18 protein-coding genes and 4 tRNA genes are annotated in these 24,077 nt (G+C 44.5%); 4 read left to right on the top strand and 18 right to left on the bottom strand.

Annotation, left to right across the window (positions count from 1 at the left end; all coding sequences use genetic code 11):
- Positions 1–80: 80 nt before the first annotated feature.
- The 8 genes from lon to A3756_RS17500 all read right to left on the bottom strand — a co-directional run bounded on the left by lon (position 81) and on the right by A3756_RS17500 (position 7,157).
- Positions 81–2,462 (bottom strand): endopeptidase La, encoded by a 2,382-nt coding sequence (gene lon / locus A3756_RS17535; protein ID WP_068554104.1) that lies wholly within the window; start codon positions 2,460–2,462, stop codon positions 81–83.
- A gap of 243 nt (positions 2,463–2,705) precedes the next feature.
- The gene (gene clpX, locus A3756_RS17530; protein WP_068506896.1) at positions 2,706–3,989 is read right to left on the bottom strand and encodes an ATP-dependent Clp protease ATP-binding subunit ClpX; all 1,284 of its coding nucleotides are present in this window, start codon (positions 3,987–3,989) and stop codon (positions 2,706–2,708) included.
- A gap of 149 nt (positions 3,990–4,138) precedes the next feature.
- Positions 4,139–4,780, bottom strand: coding sequence for an ATP-dependent Clp endopeptidase proteolytic subunit ClpP (clpP, locus tag A3756_RS17525; RefSeq protein ID WP_304438895.1), 642 nt, complete (start codon positions 4,778–4,780; stop codon positions 4,139–4,141).
- A gap of 217 nt (positions 4,781–4,997) precedes the next feature.
- Positions 4,998–6,305, bottom strand: coding sequence for a trigger factor (gene tig / locus A3756_RS17520; RefSeq protein WP_068506898.1), 1,308 nt, complete (start codon positions 6,303–6,305; stop codon positions 4,998–5,000).
- 386 nt (positions 6,306–6,691) lie between these two features.
- Positions 6,692–6,776: transfer RNA gene (locus A3756_RS17515), tRNA-Leu, on the bottom strand.
- Between the two features lie 64 nt (positions 6,777–6,840).
- Positions 6,841–6,916: transfer RNA gene (locus tag A3756_RS17510), tRNA-His, on the bottom strand.
- Between the two features lie 28 nt (positions 6,917–6,944).
- A tRNA-Arg gene (locus A3756_RS17505) sits at positions 6,945–7,021 on the bottom strand.
- A gap of 59 nt (positions 7,022–7,080) precedes the next feature.
- Positions 7,081–7,157: transfer RNA gene (locus tag A3756_RS17500), tRNA-Pro, on the bottom strand.
- Between the two features lie 228 nt (positions 7,158–7,385).
- Between A3756_RS17500 and folD the strand changes: the two genes are divergently transcribed.
- Positions 7,386–8,240, top strand: coding sequence for a bifunctional methylenetetrahydrofolate dehydrogenase/methenyltetrahydrofolate cyclohydrolase FolD (gene folD / locus A3756_RS17495; RefSeq protein ID WP_068554101.1), 855 nt, complete (start codon positions 7,386–7,388; stop codon positions 8,238–8,240).
- 353 nt (positions 8,241–8,593) lie between these two features.
- On the opposite strand, the gene cysS is transcribed toward folD, so the two are convergent.
- The 3 genes from cysS to A3756_RS17480 all read right to left on the bottom strand — a co-directional run bounded on the left by cysS (position 8,594) and on the right by A3756_RS17480 (position 13,201).
- The gene (gene cysS / locus A3756_RS17490; protein ID WP_068554099.1) at positions 8,594–9,988 is read right to left on the bottom strand and encodes a cysteine--tRNA ligase; all 1,395 of its coding nucleotides are present in this window, start codon (positions 9,986–9,988) and stop codon (positions 8,594–8,596) included.
- Between the two features lie 24 nt (positions 9,989–10,012).
- On the bottom strand, positions 10,013–11,722 hold the full coding sequence (locus A3756_RS17485) for a glutamine--tRNA ligase/YqeY domain fusion protein (RefSeq protein WP_068554097.1): 1,710 nt from the start codon (positions 11,720–11,722) through the stop codon (positions 10,013–10,015).
- Between the two features lie 135 nt (positions 11,723–11,857).
- Positions 11,858–13,201 carry a serine hydrolase gene (locus tag A3756_RS17480; protein ID WP_197470058.1) on the bottom strand — a complete coding sequence of 448 codons (1,344 nt, stop codon included), beginning with the start codon at positions 13,199–13,201 and terminating at the stop codon, positions 11,858–11,860.
- Positions 13,202–13,404: 203 nt separating this feature from the next.
- On the opposite strand from A3756_RS17480, the gene A3756_RS17475 reads away from it, so the two are divergent.
- From A3756_RS17475 to A3756_RS17465, 3 genes are read left to right on the top strand one after another with little or no spacing between them, the layout of a single operon-like run.
- Complete coding sequence (locus tag A3756_RS17475; protein WP_068510343.1) at positions 13,405–13,923, top strand: peptidylprolyl isomerase; 519 nt, start codon at positions 13,405–13,407, stop codon at positions 13,921–13,923.
- 9 nt (positions 13,924–13,932) lie between these two features.
- Positions 13,933–14,679 carry a UDP-2,3-diacylglucosamine diphosphatase gene (locus A3756_RS17470; protein WP_068510342.1) on the top strand — a complete coding sequence of 249 codons (747 nt, stop codon included), beginning with the start codon at positions 13,933–13,935 and terminating at the stop codon, positions 14,677–14,679.
- A gap of 3 nt (positions 14,680–14,682) precedes the next feature.
- Positions 14,683–15,891 carry an NAD(P)/FAD-dependent oxidoreductase gene (locus A3756_RS17465; protein WP_068554095.1) on the top strand — a complete coding sequence of 403 codons (1,209 nt, stop codon included), beginning with the start codon at positions 14,683–14,685 and terminating at the stop codon, positions 15,889–15,891.
- Positions 15,892–16,307: 416 nt separating this feature from the next.
- Here the strand turns inward: A3756_RS17465 and A3756_RS17460 are convergent, their stop codons facing one another.
- The 7 genes from A3756_RS17460 to A3756_RS17430 form a co-directional block, all read right to left on the bottom strand.
- Complete coding sequence (locus A3756_RS17460; protein WP_068506650.1) at positions 16,308–17,351, bottom strand: AAA family ATPase; 1,044 nt, start codon at positions 17,349–17,351, stop codon at positions 16,308–16,310.
- On the bottom strand, positions 17,321–17,920 hold the full coding sequence (gene pnuC, locus A3756_RS17455) for a nicotinamide riboside transporter PnuC (RefSeq protein WP_082865337.1): 600 nt from the start codon (positions 17,918–17,920) through the stop codon (positions 17,321–17,323). Before pnuC ends, A3756_RS17460 begins: the two co-directional genes overlap by 31 nt.
- The gene (locus A3756_RS17450) at positions 17,917–19,263 is read right to left on the bottom strand and encodes a hypothetical protein (RefSeq protein ID WP_068506652.1); all 1,347 of its coding nucleotides are present in this window, start codon (positions 19,261–19,263) and stop codon (positions 17,917–17,919) included. The genes pnuC and A3756_RS17450 overlap by 4 nt, the downstream gene beginning before the upstream one ends.
- A gap of 2 nt (positions 19,264–19,265) precedes the next feature.
- On the bottom strand, positions 19,266–19,856 hold the full coding sequence (locus A3756_RS17445) for a hypothetical protein (RefSeq protein ID WP_068506657.1): 591 nt from the start codon (positions 19,854–19,856) through the stop codon (positions 19,266–19,268).
- Positions 19,856–21,622 (bottom strand): hypothetical protein, encoded by a 1,767-nt coding sequence (locus A3756_RS17440; protein WP_068554093.1) that lies wholly within the window; start codon positions 21,620–21,622, stop codon positions 19,856–19,858. Before A3756_RS17440 ends, A3756_RS17445 begins: the two co-directional genes overlap by 1 nt.
- Positions 21,619–22,653 carry a hypothetical protein gene (locus A3756_RS17435; RefSeq protein WP_068554091.1) on the bottom strand — a complete coding sequence of 345 codons (1,035 nt, stop codon included), beginning with the start codon at positions 22,651–22,653 and terminating at the stop codon, positions 21,619–21,621. The genes A3756_RS17440 and A3756_RS17435 overlap by 4 nt, the downstream gene beginning before the upstream one ends.
- Before the next feature lie 11 nt (positions 22,654–22,664).
- A partial coding sequence (locus tag A3756_RS17430; RefSeq protein WP_068554089.1) for an AAA family ATPase occupies positions 22,665–24,077 on the bottom strand: 1,413 nt, incomplete at its 5' end.

Here is a 24,077-nt window from a genome sequence, read left to right as displayed (position 1 = left end):
GAGCCCCCCAAATTACTGCTGCCTGACGTCAGACTGTTTTATACCAACTGAGCGAAAGCCCTGTCAAGCAGCCTGAGCGCCTAATGTGTATTTATTCTCTCAGAAGCCTCATCTTTCACCTCTGAACCTTCTTTTTCGGACTTTTGCAGCATTTTTTCCTTGTGTTCATCACTTTCGGGAGAATACGCCAAAGCGCGCTCTAAAACTTCGTCAATCCACTTAACCGGTACAATTTCGAGGTCTGCTTTAATATTATCCGGAATTTCCTTCAAGTCTTTTTCATTTTCTTGAGGAATTAGAACTAGTTTTATTCCACCTCTATGTGCCGCTAATAACTTTTCTTTCAAGCCACCAATAGCAAGGACCTGACCACGCAAGGTTATTTCACCTGTCATCGCAACGTCTGCACGAACTGGAATGCCAGTAAATGAGGAAACCATTGCCGTGCACATTGCGATACCCGCACTCGGCCCATCTTTTGGCGTCGCACCTTCAGGAACATGGACATGAATATCATGCTTTTCATGAAAGTTGTCATCGATATAAAAGCCGCCAGCTCGACTTCTTACAACAGTCATAGCAGCTTGTATTGACTCCAGCATTACATCACCCAAAGACCCCGTCCGAACAACCTTACCTTTACCCGGCACAGTACTACATTCAATTGACAACAACTCGCCGCCAACCTGCGTCCATGCCAGACCAGTAACCTGCCCTACCCGGTCCTTTTCATCAGCCATGCCGTAACTAAATTTGCGCACACCTAAGTACTGATCGATATTTTTGCTATCTACGGTAATCTCAATAGCCTCTTTAGACTCTAGAATTTCCTTCACTACCTTGCGACAAACTTTAGCAAGCTCTCGCTCCAGCCCTCGAACACCCGCTTCTTTGGTGTAATAACGAATCACATCTCTTATTGCATCTTCGGCAATAGCGAGCTCACCTTTTTTCAGGCCATTATCTTTGATCTGTTTCGGGATCAGGTATTTTTGCGCGATATTGATCTTTTCATCTTCGGTGTAACCCGGAATACGGATAACCTCCATACGATCAAGCAAGGCCGGAGGGATGTTCATTGAGTTTGAGGTACAGACAAACATAACATCGGACAAATCATAATCTACTTCTAGATAGTGATCATTAAAGGTATGATTTTGTTCTGGATCTAACACCTCAAGCAAAGCCGAAGCCGGGTCACCACGATGATCAGCACCCAATTTATCGATTTCATCAAACAAGAACAGCGGGTTCTTCACTTCGACTTTAGAAAGCTTCTGAATCAGTTTACCTGGCATTGAACCGATATAAGTTCGGCGATGACCACGAATCTCTGCTTCATCACGCACACCACCCAGTGCAACACGGGTATATTTTCGGTTTGTTGCCTTCGCAATAGATTGCCCCAAGGAGGTTTTACCTACACCAGGAGGCCCAACCAAGCACAATACCGGCCCTTTAAGCTTCTTAACCCGGCTCTGTACCGCTAAATATTCGATAATGCGGTCTTTGACCTCTTCTAGGCCATAGTGGTCTGCATCAAGAATTTCTCTTGCCTTAACGATATCGTGTCGAACTTTACTTTTCTTCTTCCAGGGAAGATTTACAAGCCACTCAACATAGCCTCGCACAACTGATGCCTCTGAAGACATCGGTGACATCATCTTCAACTTCTTAAGCTCTGCTTCAGCCTTCTTCTTGGCCTCTGCACTCATGCCAACCGTTTGAATTTTGTTTTCCAGCTCTTCGAACTCGTTACCACCTTCGTTGATCGCTCCCATTTCTTTCTGGATAGCTTTCATTTGCTCATTCAGGTAGTACTCGCGCTGACTCTTTTCCATTTGCTTCTTAACACGACCACGAATGCGCTTCTCGACCTGAATCAGATCAAGCTCGCCTTCGATAACAGCTAACAACATTTCTGCACGCTGCCCGACATTCAACTCTTCCAGAACATCCTGCTTATCGGCTATTTTGAGTTCCAAATGAGCAGCAACGGTATCGATCAACCTAATAGGGTCAGAAATATTCGTTAACGACGAGACGATTTCAGCAGGAATTTTTTTACTCACCTTACTCAGCTTTTCAAACTGAGACATTAAGGTTTGCACAAGCCCCTGAAACTCAGACTGCTCTGGGTGAGACTCTTCCAGCTCACTCGTTTTTGCTGACAAGAACTCTTCTGAAGCAACCCGATCAACACTGACTCGGTACTCACCTTCGATCAGCACTTTAACCGTACCATCGGGCAGCTTTAACATTTGCAATATATTTGCAACCGTACCAACGGAATATAATTCATCGATTGACGGATCGTCTTCGATGGCAGTTTTTTGTGTGAGTAAGAGAAGCTTCTTGTCAGAAGCCATGGCCGCTTCAAGCGCCATAATAGACTTTTCTCTACCAACGAAAAGAGGAATCACCATATGCGGAAAGACAACGACATCCCTCAAGGGCAACATGGGGATATGGCCTTCCGGCGCAGTTATCACGATATCTTTTTCAACGCTTTCTGATTCCGTGCTTTTATCTTGATCAGACATACAATTCCTCAATCACAAATAGATGCTTTGACTCATAAGTGGGGCTATATTTTTTAAATACAAGACAAACCGGGCGAGAATATTAGAACTTTTCCATATCAGCCAGGTAAAAAAAAACCATGCCCACCTTCATGGACATGGTTTTATCGATTTTAGTCGAACTTAGCTGTCAGGCAAGGCTTTTGCCTGTTCACCATTATCGTAGATCTTGATCGGTTCAGACTCACCATTGATGGTATTTTCATCAATAACAACCTTGCTTATGCCCGACTCGGATGGAATGTGATACATAGTATCGAGTAAAACATTCTCCAAAATCGACCTTAAGCCACGAGCACCAGTCTTTCTTTCCATTGCCTTATTGGCAACAGCACGAAGCGCCTCTTCCCTAAAATCAATTTCAACGCCTTCCATTTCAAAAAGCTTTTGATATTGCTTAGAGAGCGAGTTCTTAGGCTCTGTCAAAATTTGCATTAACGCAGCTTCATCAAGCTCGTTTAGCGTTGCAATCACCGGCAAACGACCAACAAACTCAGGAATCAAACCATACTTAACCAAGTCTTCGGTTTCGACTTCTTTTAGCGTCTCACCAACCTTACGCTCTGCATCCTTACTCTTAACCGATGCACCAAAGCCAATTCCACTCTTCTCAGAACGATCAGCAATAACCTTATCCAGGCCTGCAAAGGCACCGCCACAGATAAACAGCATATTAGTTGTATCAACCTGCAAGAATTCTTGCTGAGGATGCTTACGTCCACCCTGAGGAGGAACCGAAGCAACCGTACCTTCGATCAACTTAAGCAAAGCCTGTTGCACACCTTCACCTGACACATCTCGTGTAATTGAAGGGTTATCAGACTTACGAGAAATCTTGTCGATTTCATCAATATAAACAATTCCGCGCTGCGCTTTCTCTACGTCGTAATCGCACTTTTGCAGAAGCTTCTGAATAATGTTCTCGACGTCTTCACCAACGTAACCGGCTTCTGTCAGCGTGGTTGCATCAGCAATCGTAAATGGAACATTCAATAAGCGCGCTAGCGTCTCGGCCAATAGCGTTTTACCACTACCCGTTGGGCCAATCAGCAAGATATTACTCTTGCCCAGCTCAATATCAGACTTAGCATTGTCGAACTTCAGACGCTTATAATGGTTATAAACAGCAACAGAAAGAACTACTTTAGCTCTCTCCTGCCCAATCACATAGTCGTCAAGCGTTTCTTTAATTTCTTGCGGTACAGGTAGTCTATCACTAGCTTCCTCAGAAGCTGTCTCCTGCACCTCTTCACGAATAATATCGTTACAGAGGTCTACACATTCATCACAGATAAAGACAGATGGGCCTGCAATCAGTTTTCTCACTTCATGCTGACTTTTGCCACAAAAGGAGCAGTAAAGTAATTTACCGTTATCTCCGCCCTTACCGTTTTTTTCATCGGTCATCAGATTTCCTACTTACTGTACAAAGCGCCTCTTCGAACGCCTGCGCGCAATGAAGCGGCTCTTACCGCTGCGCGATATTCATTTAATCGCCTGAGAAGTCCTATTCGAGCAGCTTAAGCTCTATCTTCCCAGGCAAGTGCCCCTCACTACTACTCTGCCGACGGACGCTTTTCAATCACTGAGTCAATTAAACCATATTCTACTGCCTCAGCACCATCCATAAAATTGTCACGATCTGTATCTTGAGCAACTTCTTCGATATCACGGCCTGTATGTTCAGCCATAATTTTATTCAGCTTATCACGAATCGTTAGAATTTCTTTAGTATGAATCTCAATATCAGTCGCCTGCCCCTGATAACCACCTAAAGGTTGGTGAATCATCATTCGCGAATGAGGAAGACAATGACGCTTACCTTGAGCACCACCCGTCAACAACAATGCGCCCATACTACACGCCTGACCAATACATAACGTAGAAACATCCGGCTTGATAAACTGCATTGTGTCATAGATAGACATACCCGCAGTAACTGAGCCACCAGGTGAATTGATGTAGAGGTGAATATCTTTGTCAGGATTCTCAGATTCCAAAAACAACAGCTGAGCAACAACAAGGTTAGCCATGTGATCTTCAACCTGACCAACCATAAAAATAACGCGCTCTTTTAGTAGACGCGAATAGATATCGAAAGATCGCTCTCCTCGTGCAGTTTGCTCTATAACCATTGGCACGAGACCACTATTAGTAATAATGCCTGAGCCTTGTCCCATATTGTCTTGGAAATTCATACGTATCTTTCTTCCTCTGCTTGGCCTGCTACAAGTATTGATGTGTCGACCTAGGTATCTTTTTTTGATATCTACGACAAGTCATATTGAATATGCAGTCTTTATTTTTCGTCGCTTTAAATTAAAAACAGCCAGTATTTAACTGGCTGTTTAAAGTGTAGCTGAAAAAAATTAGAGATTCAGATTTTCATCCGAATATTTCTTTTTTTTAAGCTTCTTATTGCTGAGCTGCTGCTGGCTTAACCGCATCTTCGTAGGACATCTTAACTTTTTTGCCCTTCGCTTTTGACTTAACTAACTCAACTACTGCGTCTTCTACAATAACTGCTTCAACCTGCGCGCGGTTTTCCTTTTGGTTATAGAACTCTACAACCTCAGCTGGCGTTTCATAAGTACCGGCAATTTCCTGGATCTTGGCATCAACTGCTTCAGCATCTGGCGTAATTTCGTTTTCCTTAACCACTGCCGCAAACAACAAACCAGTTTTAACACGCTGAGTCGCTTGATCTTTAAATAGCTCAGAAGGCAACTGAGAAACGTCTAACTGCTGACCACCACCAAACTGCTGCAAGGCCTCTTGCTTCATTCGGTTAATTTCTTCTTCAACCATAGACGCTGGAACGTCGATATCGTTTGCTTCAGACATGCCTTCAACAACTTGCTGCTTCAGCTTATTGCTTACTGCATTTTCAAGCTCACGTTCCATATTCTTAATTACTTCTGCTCTGAAGTCTTCTTCAGTTTTGCAGTCTACGCCGTATTTACCGAAGAACTCTTCATCCATTTCAGGAAGCACAGTATCTTCAACAACTTTAACGTCTACCTCAAACTTAACATCTTTACCTGCCAACTCTTCGTTCGCATAGTCTTCAGGGAAAGTCAGCTCTAAAGTCACTGACTCACCAGCTTTTGAACCGATCAGACCGTCTTCAAAGCCAGCAATCATTTGACCGGCACCCAAAGTGATCTTCTGGTCTTTACCTGTGCCGCCCTGGAACGCTTCACCATCCATATAACCAACGTAATCAAGCGTCAACAAGTCTTTCTTCTTAGACTTACGCTTTACTGACTTAAGTGTGCCATGCTGACGACGAAGCGTATCAATCATGTTCTTGATATCTTTTTCTTTAATTTCAGCAACTGGCGTTTCTAACTTAAGCCCAGACAAGTCAGCCAATTCGATTTCTGGATACACTTCAAAAATCGCAATAAACTCTAGATCCTTACCTTCTTCAACTGTCTTAGGCTCAAAACGAGGATAACCAACCGGGTTAACTTTCTCTTGAGTCAACGCTTGAACGTAAGAGTTACGCATTACTTCGCCAATCACTTCTTGACGTACGCCTTGTCCATAACGCTTTTTAACAACCTTAACTGGCACCTTTCCTGGTCTAAAACCGTTGATACGTGCTGTTTTAGCCGTCTTCTGAAGGCGCTCCTCGACTTCTCGCTCGATCTGATCAGCAGGTACACCAATCGTCATTCGGCGCTCTATGGAAGACGTGGATTCAACAGAAACTTGCATGGACATTCCTCAATTATATATAACGTGTTTGCTCGAAGACCTAACACCACTACCAATCTGCGTACGCGCGCTTAAAGCACCTATATACATGATTGAAAGACAGTCTAGTGATCGAATCGATCTAGACAGTGTATCAGCCATTAAAATTATTGGGGGCGAATATTAAGATCACTACCTGAATATATCAAGCACTTTAATCGGCTTAAGAGTGCTTAATCGATGAAAAACATCAAAAACGCAAAATAATTCACAGGAAAGCGTAATAAACTAGAAAAGATTTATATTCAGATTATTCGTTATATATAAATATAACCAAGGAAGAGAACAAACAGCAGATATTTTATTGCGGTAAAATACTGCTTTTTTAGAAACACCAAGATTTGACTTGGTGCGAAAGGAGAGACTCGAACTCTCACGCCGCAAGACACTAGAACCTAAATCTAGCGCGTCTACCAATTCCGCCACTTTCGCATCGTCAATTTTTTCGTATTCTAACCAACTTGCAACCCGTTGTAAATCAACAATTTGCAAAAGTTGGGGTGGACGAAGGGGTTCGAACCCTCGACCGCCGGAATCACAATCCGGAGCTCTACCAACTGAGCTACGCCCACCATTACCTGGCTTCTACCACTTAATAAATGGCGCGCCCGATAGGATTCGAACCTATGGCCTACGGCTTAGAAGGCCGTTGCTCTATCCAGCTGAGCTACGGGCGCTCGAATCCTTTTCTCTAAAAACCCTATTACACAAACAACATGAAACAAGATCTTTAAAATGGTCGGGGTAGAGAGATTCGAACTCCCGACATCCTGCTCCCAAAGCAGGCGCGCTACCAGACTGCGCTATACCCCGATCATACTTAAATCAGCTAACAACTCCTATTCACAAGCACTGCTGCCTGGAAAATTCCTCGTTGCCTCTCAAAGATGGCGCGAATAATACAGCCGGTTTTTTCGATCGTCAACAAATTTTAAAGCGAATTTTAGAAATTCTTTTAAAAAAGCAATTTATAAGCTTTTTATTCATAAAGGGTCATGAGAAAATGCCGCCATTCAAAATTCAGGGTTAGAGAGATCAAACATGACCGCAGCACTAATTGATGGAAAGAAAATCTCGCAAGAGGTAAAGGCTAAAGTGGCCGAAGGCGTAAAAGAAAGAGTCGCCCAAGGTAAGCGCCCTCCCGGGCTTGTGGTTATATTGGTAGGTGCTGACCCAGCATCTGAAGTGTACGTTCGAAACAAAACTAACTCTTGCGAACAAGTCGGCTTCAAATCCGAAACGCTGACACTTCCTACTGAAACAAGTCAGGAAGAGCTAGAAAGCCTTATTGACAAATATAATGCCGACGAAACAATCGACGGCATACTGGTTCAGCTCCCTCTGCCTGAACACCTAGACAGCGATCCTTTACTAGAACGTATACGCCCAGATAAAGATGTAGATGGCTTCCACCCTTTTAATATTGGCCGCCTTGCACAAAGAATGCCCCTACTCCGCTCCTGCACCCCAAAAGGCATAATGACTTTATTGGAAACAACAGGACAAACAATCAGAGGCAAAGATGCCGTTATCGTCGGCGCTTCTAATATCGTTGGTCGACCGATGGGCCTTGAGCTATTACTAGCTGGCTGCACTGTCACGACCACTCACCGCTTCACCAAAAACCTGCCCGAGAAGATATCTCAGGCCGACATCGTAGTCGTTGCCGCCGGCAAACCTGGCTTAGTAAAAGGTGAATGGATTAAGCCTGGCGCAATTGTTATCGACGTGGGTATTAACCGTTTGGACGATGGCCGCTTGGTGGGTGATATTGAATTTGATGTCGCGCAAGAGCGCGCTGGCTGGATTACACCTGTTCCTGGCGGTGTAGGCCCCATGACAGTTGCAACGCTGATGGAAAATACGCTTTATGCAGCGAATGAGCTGCATAGCTAAGTTGAAGCAAGCCTGTAGGAAGAGGTCTCCGTACCTCCCTGGCGGACTGGCACAAAGTTTCTATGAAGCACCGCATTAGCGAGAGGTAGAACCCTCTGCCTACAAAAGAATATATACCAAACTCCACGTAGGCGGGGCCTCCGGCCGCGCGAACGAAACCGCTAGGCTATCTGATACACCGTGGAAAGACTTGCGCCCCGAGACGGGCCGCCTACAACTACAAACGCGCTATCTCGACAGTCACTTGTAGGCAGATGTCTCCGTGCCTCGCTGGCGGACTGGCACAAAGTTTCTATGAAGCACCGCATTAGCGAGGGGTAGAACCCTCTGCCTACGATTGAGTTTATTAGTGATTAAGAGCGGCGCCAGCTGGTACCATCTTTACTATCATCTAAGGTAATGCCCTGCTCTAACAACAGATCACGAATTCGGTCAGACTCCGCCCACTCTTTATTCGCACGTGCTTCTGTTCTTGCCACAACTAAAGTATCTATCTCATCATTTGATAAACCATCAGCCGAAGCTGCGCCTTTAAAGTAATCTTCAGGGTCTAATTGAAGAATACCCAAAGCTTCACCTAAAGAACGAAGCGTACTAGCCAAGGCCGCAACATTGTCACCTTCATCAGTACGTGCAACATTTAGCTCTCGAACCAAGTCAAACATCACGGCCAATGCTTCAGGCGTATTAAAGTCATCATCCATCGCTGTTTTAAAGCGCTCAAGATAAGACTCAACGCGCGCTTCAGAACTTAGCTCTGCCTCGCTCAAACCACGTAAAGACTGATATAAACGATCCAAGGTTGCTTGCGCTTCAACCAGGTTATCTTCGGAATAATCAACCTGACTACGATAGTGGCTAGACACTAGGAAGTAACGAATCACTTCAGCCGGATACTTTTCCAAGACTTCGCGAATGGTGAAGAAGTTACCCAAAGATTTAGACATCTTTTCTTTGTTTACACGAACAGCGCCTGCATGCATCCAGTAGTTCACATACTTCTGACCGGTTGCACCTTCAGACTGGGCAATTTCATTTTCATGATGTGGGAATTTTAAGTCTGGCCCGCCCCCATGAATATCAAAGGTATCACCCAAACAGCAAGTCGACATGGCTGAGCATTCAATATGCCAGCCAGGGCGACCATTCCCCCACGGGGATTCCCAGCTAGCCTCGCCTTCTTTTGCCGCTTTCCACAAAACAAAATCCAGTGGATTACGCTTATGCTTTTCAACATCGATACGCGCACCCGCCAACAGCTCTTCGGTATTACGCTTGCTTAGCTTACCGTAGGTTTCAAACTTATCGATCGCATAATAGACATCGCCATTGTCGGCAGCATAAGCATGCTCGTTGTCGATCAGACGTTGAATCATATCGATAATTTCCTGGATATGCGCCGTCGCTCTCGGCTCCTGGTCTGGAGACTTCACCGACAACGCCGCTTCATCCTCATGCATCGCATCGATAAAGCGCTGCGTTAAAGCATCGTAGGCCTCTCCATTCTCCGCCGCTCGGGCGAAGATCTTGTCATCTACATCGGTGATATTTCGGATATACGTAACGTCGTAGCCAGAGTGGCGCAAGTAACGCGTAATCACGTCAAAGCTGACCAGCACGCGAGCATGACCGATATGGCAATAGTCATACACCGTCATCCCACAGACATACATTTTGACTTTGTTTTCTTCAAGCGGCTTAAATACTTCTTTCTCTGCAGATAGCGTATTATAAATTTTCAATGACATATTCTTTACTCCATCTACTCTTACTTATTTGCTTGCCCAATTATCTTTTAAACCAATTGTGCGATTGAATACGACCTTACCTTCACTAGGCTTATGGTCATATCGATCGGCAACAAAGTAGCCTTCTCGCTCAAATTGGAAATTCGCCTCAGGCTCCGCTTTTGCTGCATCAGGCTCAAGGTAAGCCTTAATCACACTAAAGCTTTCAGGGTTAACATGCGTCATAAAATCTTCTTCACCCGCATCTGGGTTAGCATGATTGAAAAGACGGTCATATAAACGCACTTCCGCCTCGACACTCTGCTCAGCAGATACCCAGTGAATAACACCGCGAGGCTTAATTCCTTCGATATTATTGCCTACCGAGTCAGCAACCAAGCTAGCTTTCACTTCAACAATTTCACCCTGCTCATTCTTAACACTTTCTTCGGCCTTGATAATGTAGGCACCACGCAAGCGAACATAATCCCCTAAGACTAAGCGCTTGAACTTCTTACGCGACAAGGTTTGATCTTCAGTGTAATCACTCTTCTCGATGTAGAGTGTTTCAGTAAATGGCAGACTGCGACTCCCTAACTCCGGCTTACTAGGGTGACAGGCAGCATTCAGCAATTCGTCAGCACCCTGGGCGTTATTATCAGCCATGTTAGATATCGTCACCTTAATAGGGTTCATCACACACATGGCGCGCGCAGCATTGTCGTTTAAATCATCACGAATCGCTCGCTCAAGAATCGCCACGTCAATATCACTATTGTTCTTGCTTGAAACAGGGATCATATCGCAGAAGCTTTTTAGCGCAGTGGGCGTAAAGCCACGACGACGCATACCTGATACCGTTGGCATACGCGGGTCATCCCAACCTGAAACGACACTGTCATCCACCAACTTCTTAAGCTTACGTTTACTGGTAACGGTATAGTTCAAGTTCAAACGACCAAATTCGTACTGGCGAGGCTTACTCGGAACAGGTAGGTTTTCCGTAAACCACTCATATAAAGGCCGGTGAGCCTGAAACTCCAAGGTACAAATTGAGTGCGTCACACCTTCAATGGCATCTTCCTGCCCATGAGCAAAATCATAACTCGGATAAATACACCACTTATCACCCGTTTGATGATGAGAAGCCTTACGGATACGATAAAGAATCGGGTCACGCAAATTCATATTTGGTGAGGCCATATCGATCTTGGCGCGTAAAACACAAGCGCCTTCATCGTACTCACCGGCACGCATCTTCTCGAACTCAGCTAAATTCTCTTCAACTGTACGCTCTCGATAAGGACTTTCTTTACCAGGAGACGTCGCCCAACCACGATACTCTTTGGCTTCGGCAGGGGAAAGGTGACAAACATAAGCCAATTTTTGATTGATGAGATGCAAAGCCCAGTCATAAAACTTGTCGAAGTAGTTAGAAGCATAACGCACCTCACCCGACCAGTCGTAGCCTAACCACTTAACATCTTCCTGAATCGCATCAATATAGGCCTGCTCTTCTTTTTCAGGGTTGGTGTCATCAAAACGAAGGTTACACTCACCGCCATACTCTTTCGCTAAACCAAAGTTCAACCAAATAGAACGAGCGTGACCAATGTGTAAAAAGCCATTCGGCTCAGGAGGAAAACGCGTAACAACCTTGCCGCCATGCTTGTTATCGGCAATGTCCTGCTCGATAGCCTGCTGTAAAAAGTGCTTAACTTCGGTGTCTTTTTCAGGAGTGTTTTGTTCTGACATGCTGGGTGATAATCCGACGAAAAATAAAACCCGACATTATATAGAAATCGATACTAATAGAAAGTAATCAACGGGGTCAGACTCGATTGAAATTCAATCGAGTCTGACCCCGTTGATTCCAGAGTGGCGTTTTAGCTATTTCACTGTCGCGCCCTTTGGGCAATGCTTATCAATCTTGTTCATAAACCTAAATAAGGTCGGAATGTTATTGGCTACAATCGGAACCCCTGTCGTCAACAAAGACACCGACACATCACGCACCGGGTCGGCCCAGCATAGTTTATTGATCAAACCAATATGTCCAAATGATTGAGCGCTGTGTTTACCCCACATACCGAAGGGCTCACCGCCCAACATTAAGCCAGCACTGTAGCGCATAGGCAGCATAAGTGTTTGATCAAATTGGATACTGGAATATTCCTGAGTAAAGCGCTTAACCGTCATTGGGTGGCATACGCGGTTGCCTTCCCATACACCGTTATTCAACAGCATTTGGAAGAAGCGGCCTATCTCTTCTGCGGTTCCCATAATATTGCCAGCAGGAATAACCGCCTTTTTAAAACGTGGGTCATTAGTTACACTTTCAACCATATCAAGCGATCCACCCAATGCCCGCTCAATTAAAGCCGAAATAGGATAGAAAGGCCTAACGCCTGTCGCGTGATTATCGGCCACCCGATCAGCATAGCGCTCTTCCACACCATAGCGGAAATACTTCATGCCCATCGGTTTTCTGACACGCTCATCCAAGAAGTCTTGAATACTTTTTCCGGTAACCTGCCTAACCACACGTTCAAGAATATAGCCACCCGTCAAGGCGTGGTATGCCAACCGGTTGCCTTTTGAAGACTGAGGCTTGGTCTCACACAAGATGCGCCAGATTTCATCGTTATCCCACAAGACTTCAGGGGGAACACCTTTCGGTAATCCAGGAACACCCGCTCTGTGGGACAAGACCTCGTGAATCGTGACATTCTTTTTGCCATTCTTACCAAACTCCGGTGCATAGAAGCTAATAGGATCATGCAGATGAACGAGTTTATCTTCAGAAAGCAGGTGCATCAAAAAAGCCGTAACTGCCTTAGAAGCGGAAAACAAACAGACAGGAGTATTAGGACGCATAAGAACACGAGCATCACCTTCTTGTGCGTCAGGACCATTACCAACCGCATGACCAATCGCACGATCAAGTATTACTTTTCCTCGTCGGCGCATACTAATTGAAACGCCTGGGTACAACGCAGTGCTATAAATATCCTCCACCGATTTCCAAATCGCCTCAACGCCTTCTCTGGTCATACCAACTGATTCTGGGTCAGCCTCGTTAACACAATCGGAGGTAATCACAGAAGAAAGCGACGAGGGCATATCAATGGTATGACTCACCTTTTGTCGAATCTGCTTATGTACCCCTTTATAGAGAGAGGCTTTTTTAAAGATATTCCCTGCATCGGTACTCATATTCATTCCACTACTCATTGTGCACCCTATTCTTTTATATTCTGCCTAAACGATAAAGCGATTAATAAATTAGAGCAATAACTCAGATCAATTTTGTCATTAATAATTGAGTATTTTTTCAGTTTTTTAACTATCACCGAAGCCATAGCGATTCAAAGCCAATTTATATACAATGCGCCTGAACAAGTTCTTCTACATTATCAACAGGAAAGCCAAGACTCATGATCTTATTAAAAACCAACCACGGTGATATCACACTTAAGTTAGATTTCGAAAAAGCGCCAGTGACTGCTAAAAACTTCGAGCAGTATGTTAAAGAAGGTTTTTACAACGGTGTTATCTTCCACCGAGTGATCAGTAACTTCATGATTCAAGGTGGTGGTTTTGAGCCAGGCATGAACCAGAAAACTACCCGTGAAACTATCAAGAACGAAGCAAACAATGGTCTAAGCAACAAGAACTACACCGTTGCCATGGCTCGTACTATGGACCCTCACTCAGCGTCTGCACAGTTCTTTATCAATGTTAAAGACAACACGTTCCTAGACTATACGGCTGAAACAATGGAAGGCTGGGGTTATGCAGTATTTGGTGAAGTCGTTGAAGGTCAAGACGTTGTCGATAAGATCAAAGGCGTTAAGACCACGACTAAAGCTGGCCACCAAGACGTGCCAGTTGAAGACGTGATCATTGAAGAAGCTAGCGTTCTTGAAGGTGAAGCAGCTGAAGATGGTGAATAAGACCTCGTCATGAGCACTTATTTTATTTCAGATCTGCATCTGGAAGAGTCACGCCCTGATATTATCAGGGCTTTCTTTTTATTCCTCGACTCTATTCAAAACGATGCTGACAAGCTCTATATTCTTGGTGATTTCTTCGAAAGTTGGATTGGTGACGATGAAAACACCGAACTTCAGCTTGAAGTAAAACAGCGCCTCAAAGCCCTCAGTGAGCAAGGTTGCCAACTTTTCTTTATGCACGGTAATCGTGACTTTTTAGTAGGCGATGTTTTCGCACAAGAAACTGGCGCCACCCTACTTGATGATCCATGTGTTATCGACGTAGCAGGCGAACCAACACTGCTTATGCATGGCGATAGCCTCTGTACTGCTGATACCGGCTACATGAAATTCAGAGCAACCATTCGTAACCCCGCTTTCTTGGCTCCCTTCTTAAAGCGCCCGATTGAAGAGCGAAAAATCACAGCTCAGCAACTTCGAGCAATGAGCCAAGCGAATAACCAGGATAAAAGCACAGAGATCATGGACGTAACGCCTGAAGAGGTGATTCGTGAACTTGAAGCACATAAGGTTCAACACATGATACACGGGCATACTCATCGCCCAATGATTCACGAAGTCGAAGCAAACGGCTTACCAGCTGTACGAATCGTATTAGGTGACTGGGACAAGCATGTTTGGTATCTGAAAGTCGATCAAGATGGCGAACATCACTTTAAAAACTATCTTCTCGAAGAACAAAACCCGAATATATAAACAATGAGCAAACACCCTCACTTTGACTCCATTATTATTGGCGGGGGTGCCTCAGGTTTAATGTGCGCACTAACAGCCGGTCAACTTGGCAAGCGCGTTTTGGTTCTCGACAGCAGCAATAAAGTCGGCAAGAAAATATTGATGTCTGGCGGCGGCCGCTGCAACTTTACCAACTACTATGTAGAGCCCAGCAACTATCTTTGCAGCAACCCTCACTTTGTAAAATCTGCCCTTGCGCGCTACACCCAATGGGACTTCATCGGCCTGGTCGATAAACATGGCATCTCTTATCATGAACGCTCTCATGGCGAGCTGTTCTGCGATAATTCAGCAAAAGATATTCTGAAGATGCTACTCGATGAGTGCAGCGACGCCGGTGTCGAGATCAAAACCAAATGCCAGGTGGAGTTTATCGAAACCCTAGACGAAAGTGATGAGCAGCGCTATATACTTCGCTCTAACGCCGGTGTTTTCACGTGCCGTTCCTTGGTGATCGCAACCGGTGGCCTATCCATTCCTACACTAGGTTCAAGCGGCTTTGGCTACGATATTGCCGAACAATTTAACCTGCCTCTCAAAGAACGTTCAGCGGGATTAGTCCCTTTCATTTTCACCGATCAAACCAAAGCGCTTACTGAACGCTTATCAGGGTTAGCGGTTGACGTGACAATGGAAACCAACGGCACCACATTTCGAGAGAACATGCTGTTCACTCATCGCGGCATTAGCGGCCCTGTTGCCCTACAATGCTCCAACTATTGGAAGCAAGGCGACCTTATTCATATCAACCTGTTACCTGATCTAGATGTTGAAGCCACACTACTTGAATTCAAGTCATCGAAGCCAAAATCTCTTCTCAGGAATATATTGTCTGAACATTTCTCCAAAGCCTTTTGTTTAGAACTACAAGCTCTATTTTGGAAAGCTGAAGCAGAAAAACCGATGGGCGAATTTACCGACAGCACCATTAGATCGATTGCCACTCACCTAAACAACTGGACACTAAAACCCGCCGGAACAGAAGGCTACCGGACCGCTGAAGTCACCTTGGGCGGTGTCGACACCGATGTTATTGCTTCCAAAACAATGGAGTGTAAAACCCAGCCAGGCTTATATTTTATCGGTGAAGTGCTTGATGTCACTGGCTGGCTAGGCGGATTTAATTTTCAGTGGGCCTGGGCTTCTGGTGTTGCTGCGGGTGAGAGTGTTTAGCTTGTACCGAGTGAATTAAAACGAAGACATGCTGAATAAAACGAAGACAAAAGTTGGCGGACTTTCAGCCGAAAAATCACATATCCAATTGTTTTATATATAAATAGCTAATATTTAGCTTTGTCTTCGTTTTTTAGTTAAACGTTTGCAATTCCCTTTCTCGATAAGATTTCATCGACCATTCCTGAATATTCGCATGCAGTTTCAGTCATTGATAATAGCTGTTTGCGCAACAATTCCTTTAGCATCTCATTTTCTTCCTGCATATAACGCTCGTACAAATTGCTTACTTCTTCAATCTTCTCCATTTTATTCAAAATTAAAGGCAAACGATTTCTTGAGTTTAACTCCAAAATGCGAATCGATATTTCTGCACAACTGCTTCCAGATAACCAACAAACAATAGGCCCATGCTGCTACTCCGGCAGGAGTTCGATGACGCGGTTCATTCTAGATTCCAACGAACCGCCTAAGATTTCAAATGCAACGTTGCACTTCGTTAGCTCTTCTAAATACCAGCTGTGCTGCCAGAACCTGAAGTCTTCATCTTTTCTGGTGCCGTCTTGGACCAATGGAAAGTCTGGCTCACATAAAAATACATGATGGTATGGGCGTTCAGCGAAAGCGCTTATTATATTACAGCGCTGCTTAAAAAGTGCATGTGAATAGCAAAGCGTTGTAACAGGAGAAGTATCACAAAAGATATACCGTCTCGCCTGTCTCTGAGCGAGATCCTCTTTATGAGTCTGTGTAATGCAAATATCTATCAGATCTTCTGGCGTAAGGTCGCCATTTTTTTCTTCCCATAAATCTCTGCCGTATTCTTCAACCAGCGGCTCATTAAATTGTTCAGAGAGAAGCCGAGATAGCTTTGATTTACCTGTTGATTCAGCCCCTAGGAAAACAATCTTTTGGACGCTAAAGTCAGCTTGGACAGATTGATCGATTAGCCCATTGTCTTGGTTCCGAGTAGAACGCATAAGTGAGCCACTTACCGGATAAGTTTCCCTGTTGAGGTCGACACAAACATGCTCGACAGGAGAACCAAAACCAGTCGCTGGATCACTCAGAAATTGAGCGAAGCCATCCCCATATTCTTCACTCGTAAAGACTGCATCAACTTCCAAACCAAACTTGTATGAAAGAAGTCGATAGGTGAAATGCCGATGCATATGGTCAGCTTCACTATTGCTGGGCATTGGAAGATTCCAAGCGCTATGAGCTCGCCAAGACTCGACCGTGGCAGCATCAACACACAGAACGCTAGCGGATGGAAAAACTGATTTTATCCAATGCTCTCTTATCTTGGCAGAGCAGGATGGAAACTCAGGCCTTGAGTAGCTGATGACGACAACATCTTCACACTGATTAAATGCGTTTTGTATTAGATACTCGTGCCCTTTATGAAGAGGTGAAAATTTTCCAACGACTAATCCGCGCTTAAAGGGCTTTGTTGCCAAGTCTTTTCTCCCTTATTTTCACTCCTGTATATTTTTATCCACGAATACAGCCCATACCACGCATTGCACCAGAACAAGCCGTACACAAACGCCGTCAGATAAAGCTCTCGGGAGAAGTAAAGCGGGACAGCGACGGTATCTACGATCAACCAGCAAACCCATGTCTCTAGCCTTCTCTTCATCAAAAGAAACTGCGCAAGAACGCTAAACATGAGAACAATTGAATCGATAAATGGCGCGTACGCATCCGTCATCTCATGCAAAAGCCATCCATAGGCTAAGGTTGCTAAGACTGCAGCTGCTATGAATGAAACGAAATTTGTCATTTTGGTTCGCTGAATCGGGTGTAATTGTTTTTTAGCCCCCCAATACATCCAGCCATAGATGCTCGTGAGTATGAAGAACACCATCAGCGTGACGTCTGCATAGAGATTGACCTGATAGAACAGAACGGCAAACAAGCCGCAGCCTATGATACCAGTCCACCACGTGTTTACATTGTTTCTCGCTGCCAATATGACGCTGATAACAAATACTGCGTTTGCAGACCATTCCAAATAGCTAATCAAAATATGTTCCTTAAATCACTTGAATATTGAATTATTTTTTTATCGCTGCTTACTTTCTCAAACAGATTGATCTGAACCTGTTGGCCAAGCTTAGTTTCCAATAACTGTTTAATTGAATCCGAATACGTCTCATTCGGCAAAGTTATAGTCAGTGTACCTTCTGCATATTGATGCAAAGAAAACTGAGATAATGGAAATTTCTGTAGCATATGCGTGACATCAACATTGTTAAGCCATACACCATCTTTAGTCTTATACTGAACCGGCGGCCGCCCTTCTAGATCTCTGATGTACCAATGCCCGTCTTCAAGCTCGAGTCTTCCAAAATCACCGGTGCGATAACGTATCAACGGCAGATAATCGTTAAACCCACCGGTCAAAACAATCTCCCCTCTTTCTCCGCAATCAACCGGATTGCCATTGGCATCAAGGATCTCGACTAGAAGTTTTGACTGAAGAAGTCGAAAGCCTTCTTTGCCGGGCACACTGCAACCTACTGGCCCAACCTCATTCAGAGAATATAAATCTAAGATCGGACACTTATACCGAGATTCAAAATCATCCCGAACTGCTTTCAACAAAGTCATTGACGTACTGAGTATTGCCTTCGGCCGATGCCTAAACGGGATCATTGAAAGTTCTGACAAAGATATTGGGTCGCCAGAGATAAGGTCTGGTTTGTTGAGGTCGATGTAAAGCTCCCGATCATCAGGACTACCCCAATCGTTTGGATGAAAATTTAACTTCAACAACGCTTTATTGTTCAGATAGGGAGACACAGACGCATAAGTGAAACAACTCTCTTGAAACCCTGCCAAGATAACAGCGAGATCACTTCGGAACTCTCCCGTATCCACGTAATTCCACAATAGAGCTTTCTTATGATAAGCGCTGTATCTTGCTGCGACGATGGGATGAGATGGTATCGTTAACGCGTGCCCAGTTGTACCGGATGTTTCATAAGCAATTATCCGATCAAGAGGCAAATGATCAGGCACAAAATCAGTGATACTTACACTCAAATCTGAACGATCAATTGTTGGATAGTCTTCGAATCTTTGGACGCTTTTATCGTAATGTTTATAGAAAGGAACACTCTCAAGGCATTTTCCTAGAAAAGGATCGATCCATTTATTTTCGCCGGCGCAGGCTGAAGCATTAAGATTGGTTTCTTCACGGGTAAAATGACCTAATTCGTCTAGCTCATGTTGAGCCAGATGATGACCTGATTGATTCCTGAATATTGGCGCATGAGGCTGATCAACCAAGTGCTTAAGACGAGCACTTCCAGACTCGTCTAAATTTGGCATACGCTCATAATCATTCCAGGGCGCTGCTTGCATGATTATTCCCGTGTCATCTTGTCAGCCGCTTCTTTGGCTTTTTGTTTAGCTAAAGCAACTCGAAGATCGTGAGCTCTTTGCTCTGCTACTTTCGCGGCTTTGAGAACCTTCATTCTTTCCAGCGAGCTAACCGCTTGTAATCTATCTTCAGCTTGGTTGTTTGTCTCTCCTTTTGGTCGCAGGTTTATGGAAGACAGTACAACTCGAATAAACTCTTCTCTTCTATCAACATCATTGATGTATACCTTGTTGGTTCCAGCTTGGGCCAGTTCTTTAGCTGTGTTTTCAAAGGCATCCAACAGAAGAGCCAGTTCAAACCTAAAGCCCTTAAAGCTGTTATCCATTAAAAAATACGCGATCAACATCGTTGCGCGATACCAATCACATTGCTCATAAGGCCGTTTAAAACGAGTGAGTTCTGATGCTCGCACTGAGGTGCTTAAATCATATAGAGCATCATGAACTAGAGCATAAAAGTAAGGTGGTAATTGAGGGTTTAACAATTCTTTAGGGAACTCGGTTAGCCGATGGTGCAATACGTTGATATCGGGGCCTTCGGCACTACCATTGCTACGAGTTATGAGTTGAGTCATTATTCTGCTCCCTCATAGTGTTTTCTGCTAAATGCCCGAGCAAAATCAGTCATCGCTTCCCAAGACGTCACCGGGAATATATCCCAACCTTGTTGAGCCTCGGCTTGCTTTAAAGCGGCATCATGGTCCGCCATCCATTTATTGTTAGGTGGCAAGGGATAATCCCAGTGTAAATTTAACACCATCGTACCGCCGCCCTTTGCATTCTCTAATGCCTGCTTAGATATACCCCAGCCTGAGTTACCTTTTTCATCCGTGTCAAAAAGTGTTGTGACGCCATCATCCGACAAAATCACAATATGGGAGTTTCTAGTCCTTGGTTTCTCTATGTGGGTCTTTCTTAGAATATGTATCGGGAATGCTGTTGCGCCGCCCAAGTAGTCAGTCAAAACATTGAGAATTAACTCTTCGTTCCTTACAAAGCCATTGGTGGTTTTGAACTGCCTTGCGCCACTCCATAAAGTGACTTGAACTGCAGCGCCGGCTCTCAGTGCTGACAAGCATAGAATAGCGCCAGCAATCGTCGTGTATGACGTATTTTGTTGTGGGTTTGGCATTGAGCCAGAGCAATCTACATATAAATCTAAATCGCAAGGTTCTACCTCTGGCTCTGCACCCTCGTCAAATCCCCATTCTCGCTTAACGGTGGTAACACCCGGTATCACCTTGTGACTCATGGACATTGAGCTAAACCAGTCCACATCTTCAATTGGCTCCCCCGGTTCCCAAAGAGTTGTTCCTTCCGGAATAAGTTCGGTTTTCACGAGCTGCCTCTTTGATGGAAACGAAACCAGATGTGGTATTGAGCGCTCACGGTAATAACGCACTGCGATTTGATGATCTGATAGGTCGATACCTGCGGATTTTAAAATTTCCCCATACTCGAATGGTTCACGATACTGGCCATTGCCATCTGATTGTGAGCTTTCACCTAGGTTAGATTCCCTTGCTCCTGCCTCATTTGCGCTCGCATCGCCGATCAAATCTGGATCCATTGATGGGTGAATATTATCCATTTCACCCTGATCCTTATTGATCAAGCCGGAAGGAAACTGCCCGGCTCCAGCATGTTTTGTATCCATTAACTTGGCTATCTGATCTGCCGTATTTTTTTCTTCAGCCAAGTAAGGCAATAAGAGGGACGCAAATCTAGACGCCCCCTTAAGCCAATCCTCTGCATAGACCTTTATAATTCTCGCACCCAACCATGCATCTCCCTCCATGGCATCAGAATCCGACTGCCCTCCTAGAGAGCCCGATTTAAGCTGCCATAGATGCTCATAGATACGCATGTAAAGATGCCATACTCGGCTATTCGATCCCCCTTGATCTATTCGCTTGTAGACCTCGTCCATTCTGAGGCCAAACTGACGCTGGAGATGGTTGTTAATTAGTAGGTCTGAATACAGGTTGGCGACCATACCTGCCTGGTTCTCTAACGTAGGAAGGCAGACATGGATTCTCGCTATCATACGGGCATGATCTGTGAGTGTTGCTGGCGAAAGAATATGGTGACCAATCTCGTGAGCAAGCACTTCAACTGCATAGTCTTGAAGCTTGTATTTGGTGATCGCTTCTAAATCAACTACGACAGCCTGATCATTCAAACGGATCATGGCAAAGCTACCAGATAAGCCCTGTTTTGAAGCTTCTAGATGCGTCTCACATAAAAGTGGGTTTCTTAATTGTGTATAGCGACTCCACAAAGCAAGCGCTTCACTCCAGGATGACTGCCAACGCTCTAAAAGCGACTCGTCGGTTATCATGATGAGCGACCTTTACTTGTATTCAAGACCGCAGATCCCGAACACTCAGTAATGATGACTGAGAAAGTCTCCGGCGAGGTAAATACGAGTGTATCGTCAAGTTGTGCGACCGAATTGATATCTGTAAGGTCGCTGAAACGGCCGAGCGATATGAGTTTTGGGTTGTAACTTATCTGTTGATCTATTTGTTTTAGATCTTCAAGTTGTAGATTCTCGCTGGGAATGAGTGTCGCCCCAAATGAATCGGCATAGAGTCTCCAAATATGCGTGTCAGAAAGAACATACAGTTGGTCACCTTCAACGAAGATCTTGGGTGGTAAGGGGAAATCCCCACCAACAATACTGCATTGGCCAACCCGGTATTTTTCATGAATCTCCGTGCCGGATGTACTGGCCTTTATGTGTTGAGGTTTGAACCATCTACTCGCATTTAATTGGTCAAAATGAAAATTGAGATCATGACTGTCAGAGAGCTTAAATAGTTTTCTGGATACTTCGTCTGGTAGCTCATTAATTTTGTTCAGCGCTATTTCTCTGTACTGAGCCAATCCCGCCAACCAAGCACAAACAACGCCCGTTATCTTGAACTGTTCGATTGAGTTGATTACATCACAAGACTTAATCATCAGATCAAGCCAGGCATTCGGTTTCTCTTCACCAAAAGCCAAAATATTGCTTAACGAATTACTTGTTCCAGCAAATAGTGCACCCGGGCTTTCCGTAAGAAGAGAATCAACCTTTGGATATAGGCTATTCCAGACTTTGAATAGCAGCGCTTTTTTAGACTCTGATTTCAACCAATTAAAACTGGCCAGTTCTAGTCCATACTTGAAACCCGCATGAGCTACATGAAACGTAATTTGGTTACTCTGACCATCTAAGGTCAGGACTACTGGATCTAAGCATTCGGTCAAAAACCAATTAAAGTCATCTAGATTTAAATTTGGGTACTGATGTCTGACGCTCGCAACCATTTGATTACAAGTGTCTCTTTCAGCTTGGAAATATGCCTTGAGCGCCGCTGACTTCATTGAACAAGCCCCTATGACTCAAGCCACTTGAGATAGTTCGTATAGCGCTGATGCAAATATTTAAGTTTTACGACATCCTCGTAGATGTGCCCATACATTTTCTTGCCCTCTACGAGTTTCGCTATTTCCGTCTCAATACGATTGATTCGTTTTTTAGCTTGCTTTGCAGTTAAGCCATCAAGACCTTCTTCAAACTCATTCGACAACTCTTCTACAGGGTCATTCTTATCCAAGTTAAGTTTATCGAATTCCCTACATGAAGAATCAAAGAGGTGACGCAACCAGCCGATCTTATCGCTTCGATAAAAAGTATTCTCAGACAGTTCGAAAAACGGTGAATCCATGTCAGCAAAAAGCCGGGAATGAAAAACGAATGGGAGTACTTGCCTTACATCGTTTAACTCAACCGTGTCATTACCCCTAAAAAACGCGAGAGCTTTAGCAAACTGTAGTAGTGACATCAAAGAACGAACTGAGATTCCGTTTAGGGTCTGACAACCAAGATCTTTTAGACGATCACGACCATTATCAATAGACGCTAACACATTTGATTTGACGCCTGATAATCGTGACGTGTCCTTTGTTTTATATTCAAACTGAGAGGCAGAATACTCCGAATACTCAAAGTGACTCGTAAAGAACTCTATTCTGCGCCGAATCCCTGCAGGTACTGTGATATTGCGTATCGCTAGCGACATGTCTGAGATCTCATCTTCGGTGAAAATGATCTGAGGTGGAACCATATCTTCTGGCTTTACACCTTCTTCAATACGTAGAAGCAACTGATTCAGAAATCTAGGGTTAAATGACAAAGCTTGGACAACGACATCAATACGATCTTTTAAGGCTTCGATCACCTGGTAGGTTCCGCCACCCTGATCATCATTTGCAGTTAAATACCAGGCCGCATCAGGACATTCAAAGACCTGGTTGTAGAGTTCTGCGTAGTTGTCTCCCATCACAGTCAGCAAAGCGCTTTGCGTTCGTGTAGGGATACGGTTGTATTCATCGACTATTTTTACGCGCATTCCAAGCCATTTCCGCCACGATATGCGGATGTCTTCGATCGCTTCGGCCGAGGCCAGATCCGATGGCAAGGGATTACCCAGCAAATCAGCCACTGTCATCTGCGGATGGCCATGTTGCATGGCTCGTTTAACTTCTTTTGTCGTATAACCGCCCATGATACCCATCAAGATTGCACTAGCCGTTTTACCCCGGCCTGGTCCGCCAATGAAAAGGCATTTACTTTGAGTAGCGAACGTGAGGAGTGGCAATAAGATAAAGCTTGAGTAAGACTGTTCAGTTGGGAGGTTTAGCGTACTGTGACTGTCTCCCGCCCTAAACTGTTGCGGAGACTGATCATTATATTCGATATCATAGTGAGGACTGATTATCGCGTTATTAACGATCCAAAAGTAAGC

The sequence above is a fragment of the Oleiphilus sp. HI0086 genome, from assembly GCF_001635225.1.
Note: the sequence above shows the minus strand (reverse complement) of the source record. Positions and strands in the feature narration are given on the sequence as shown.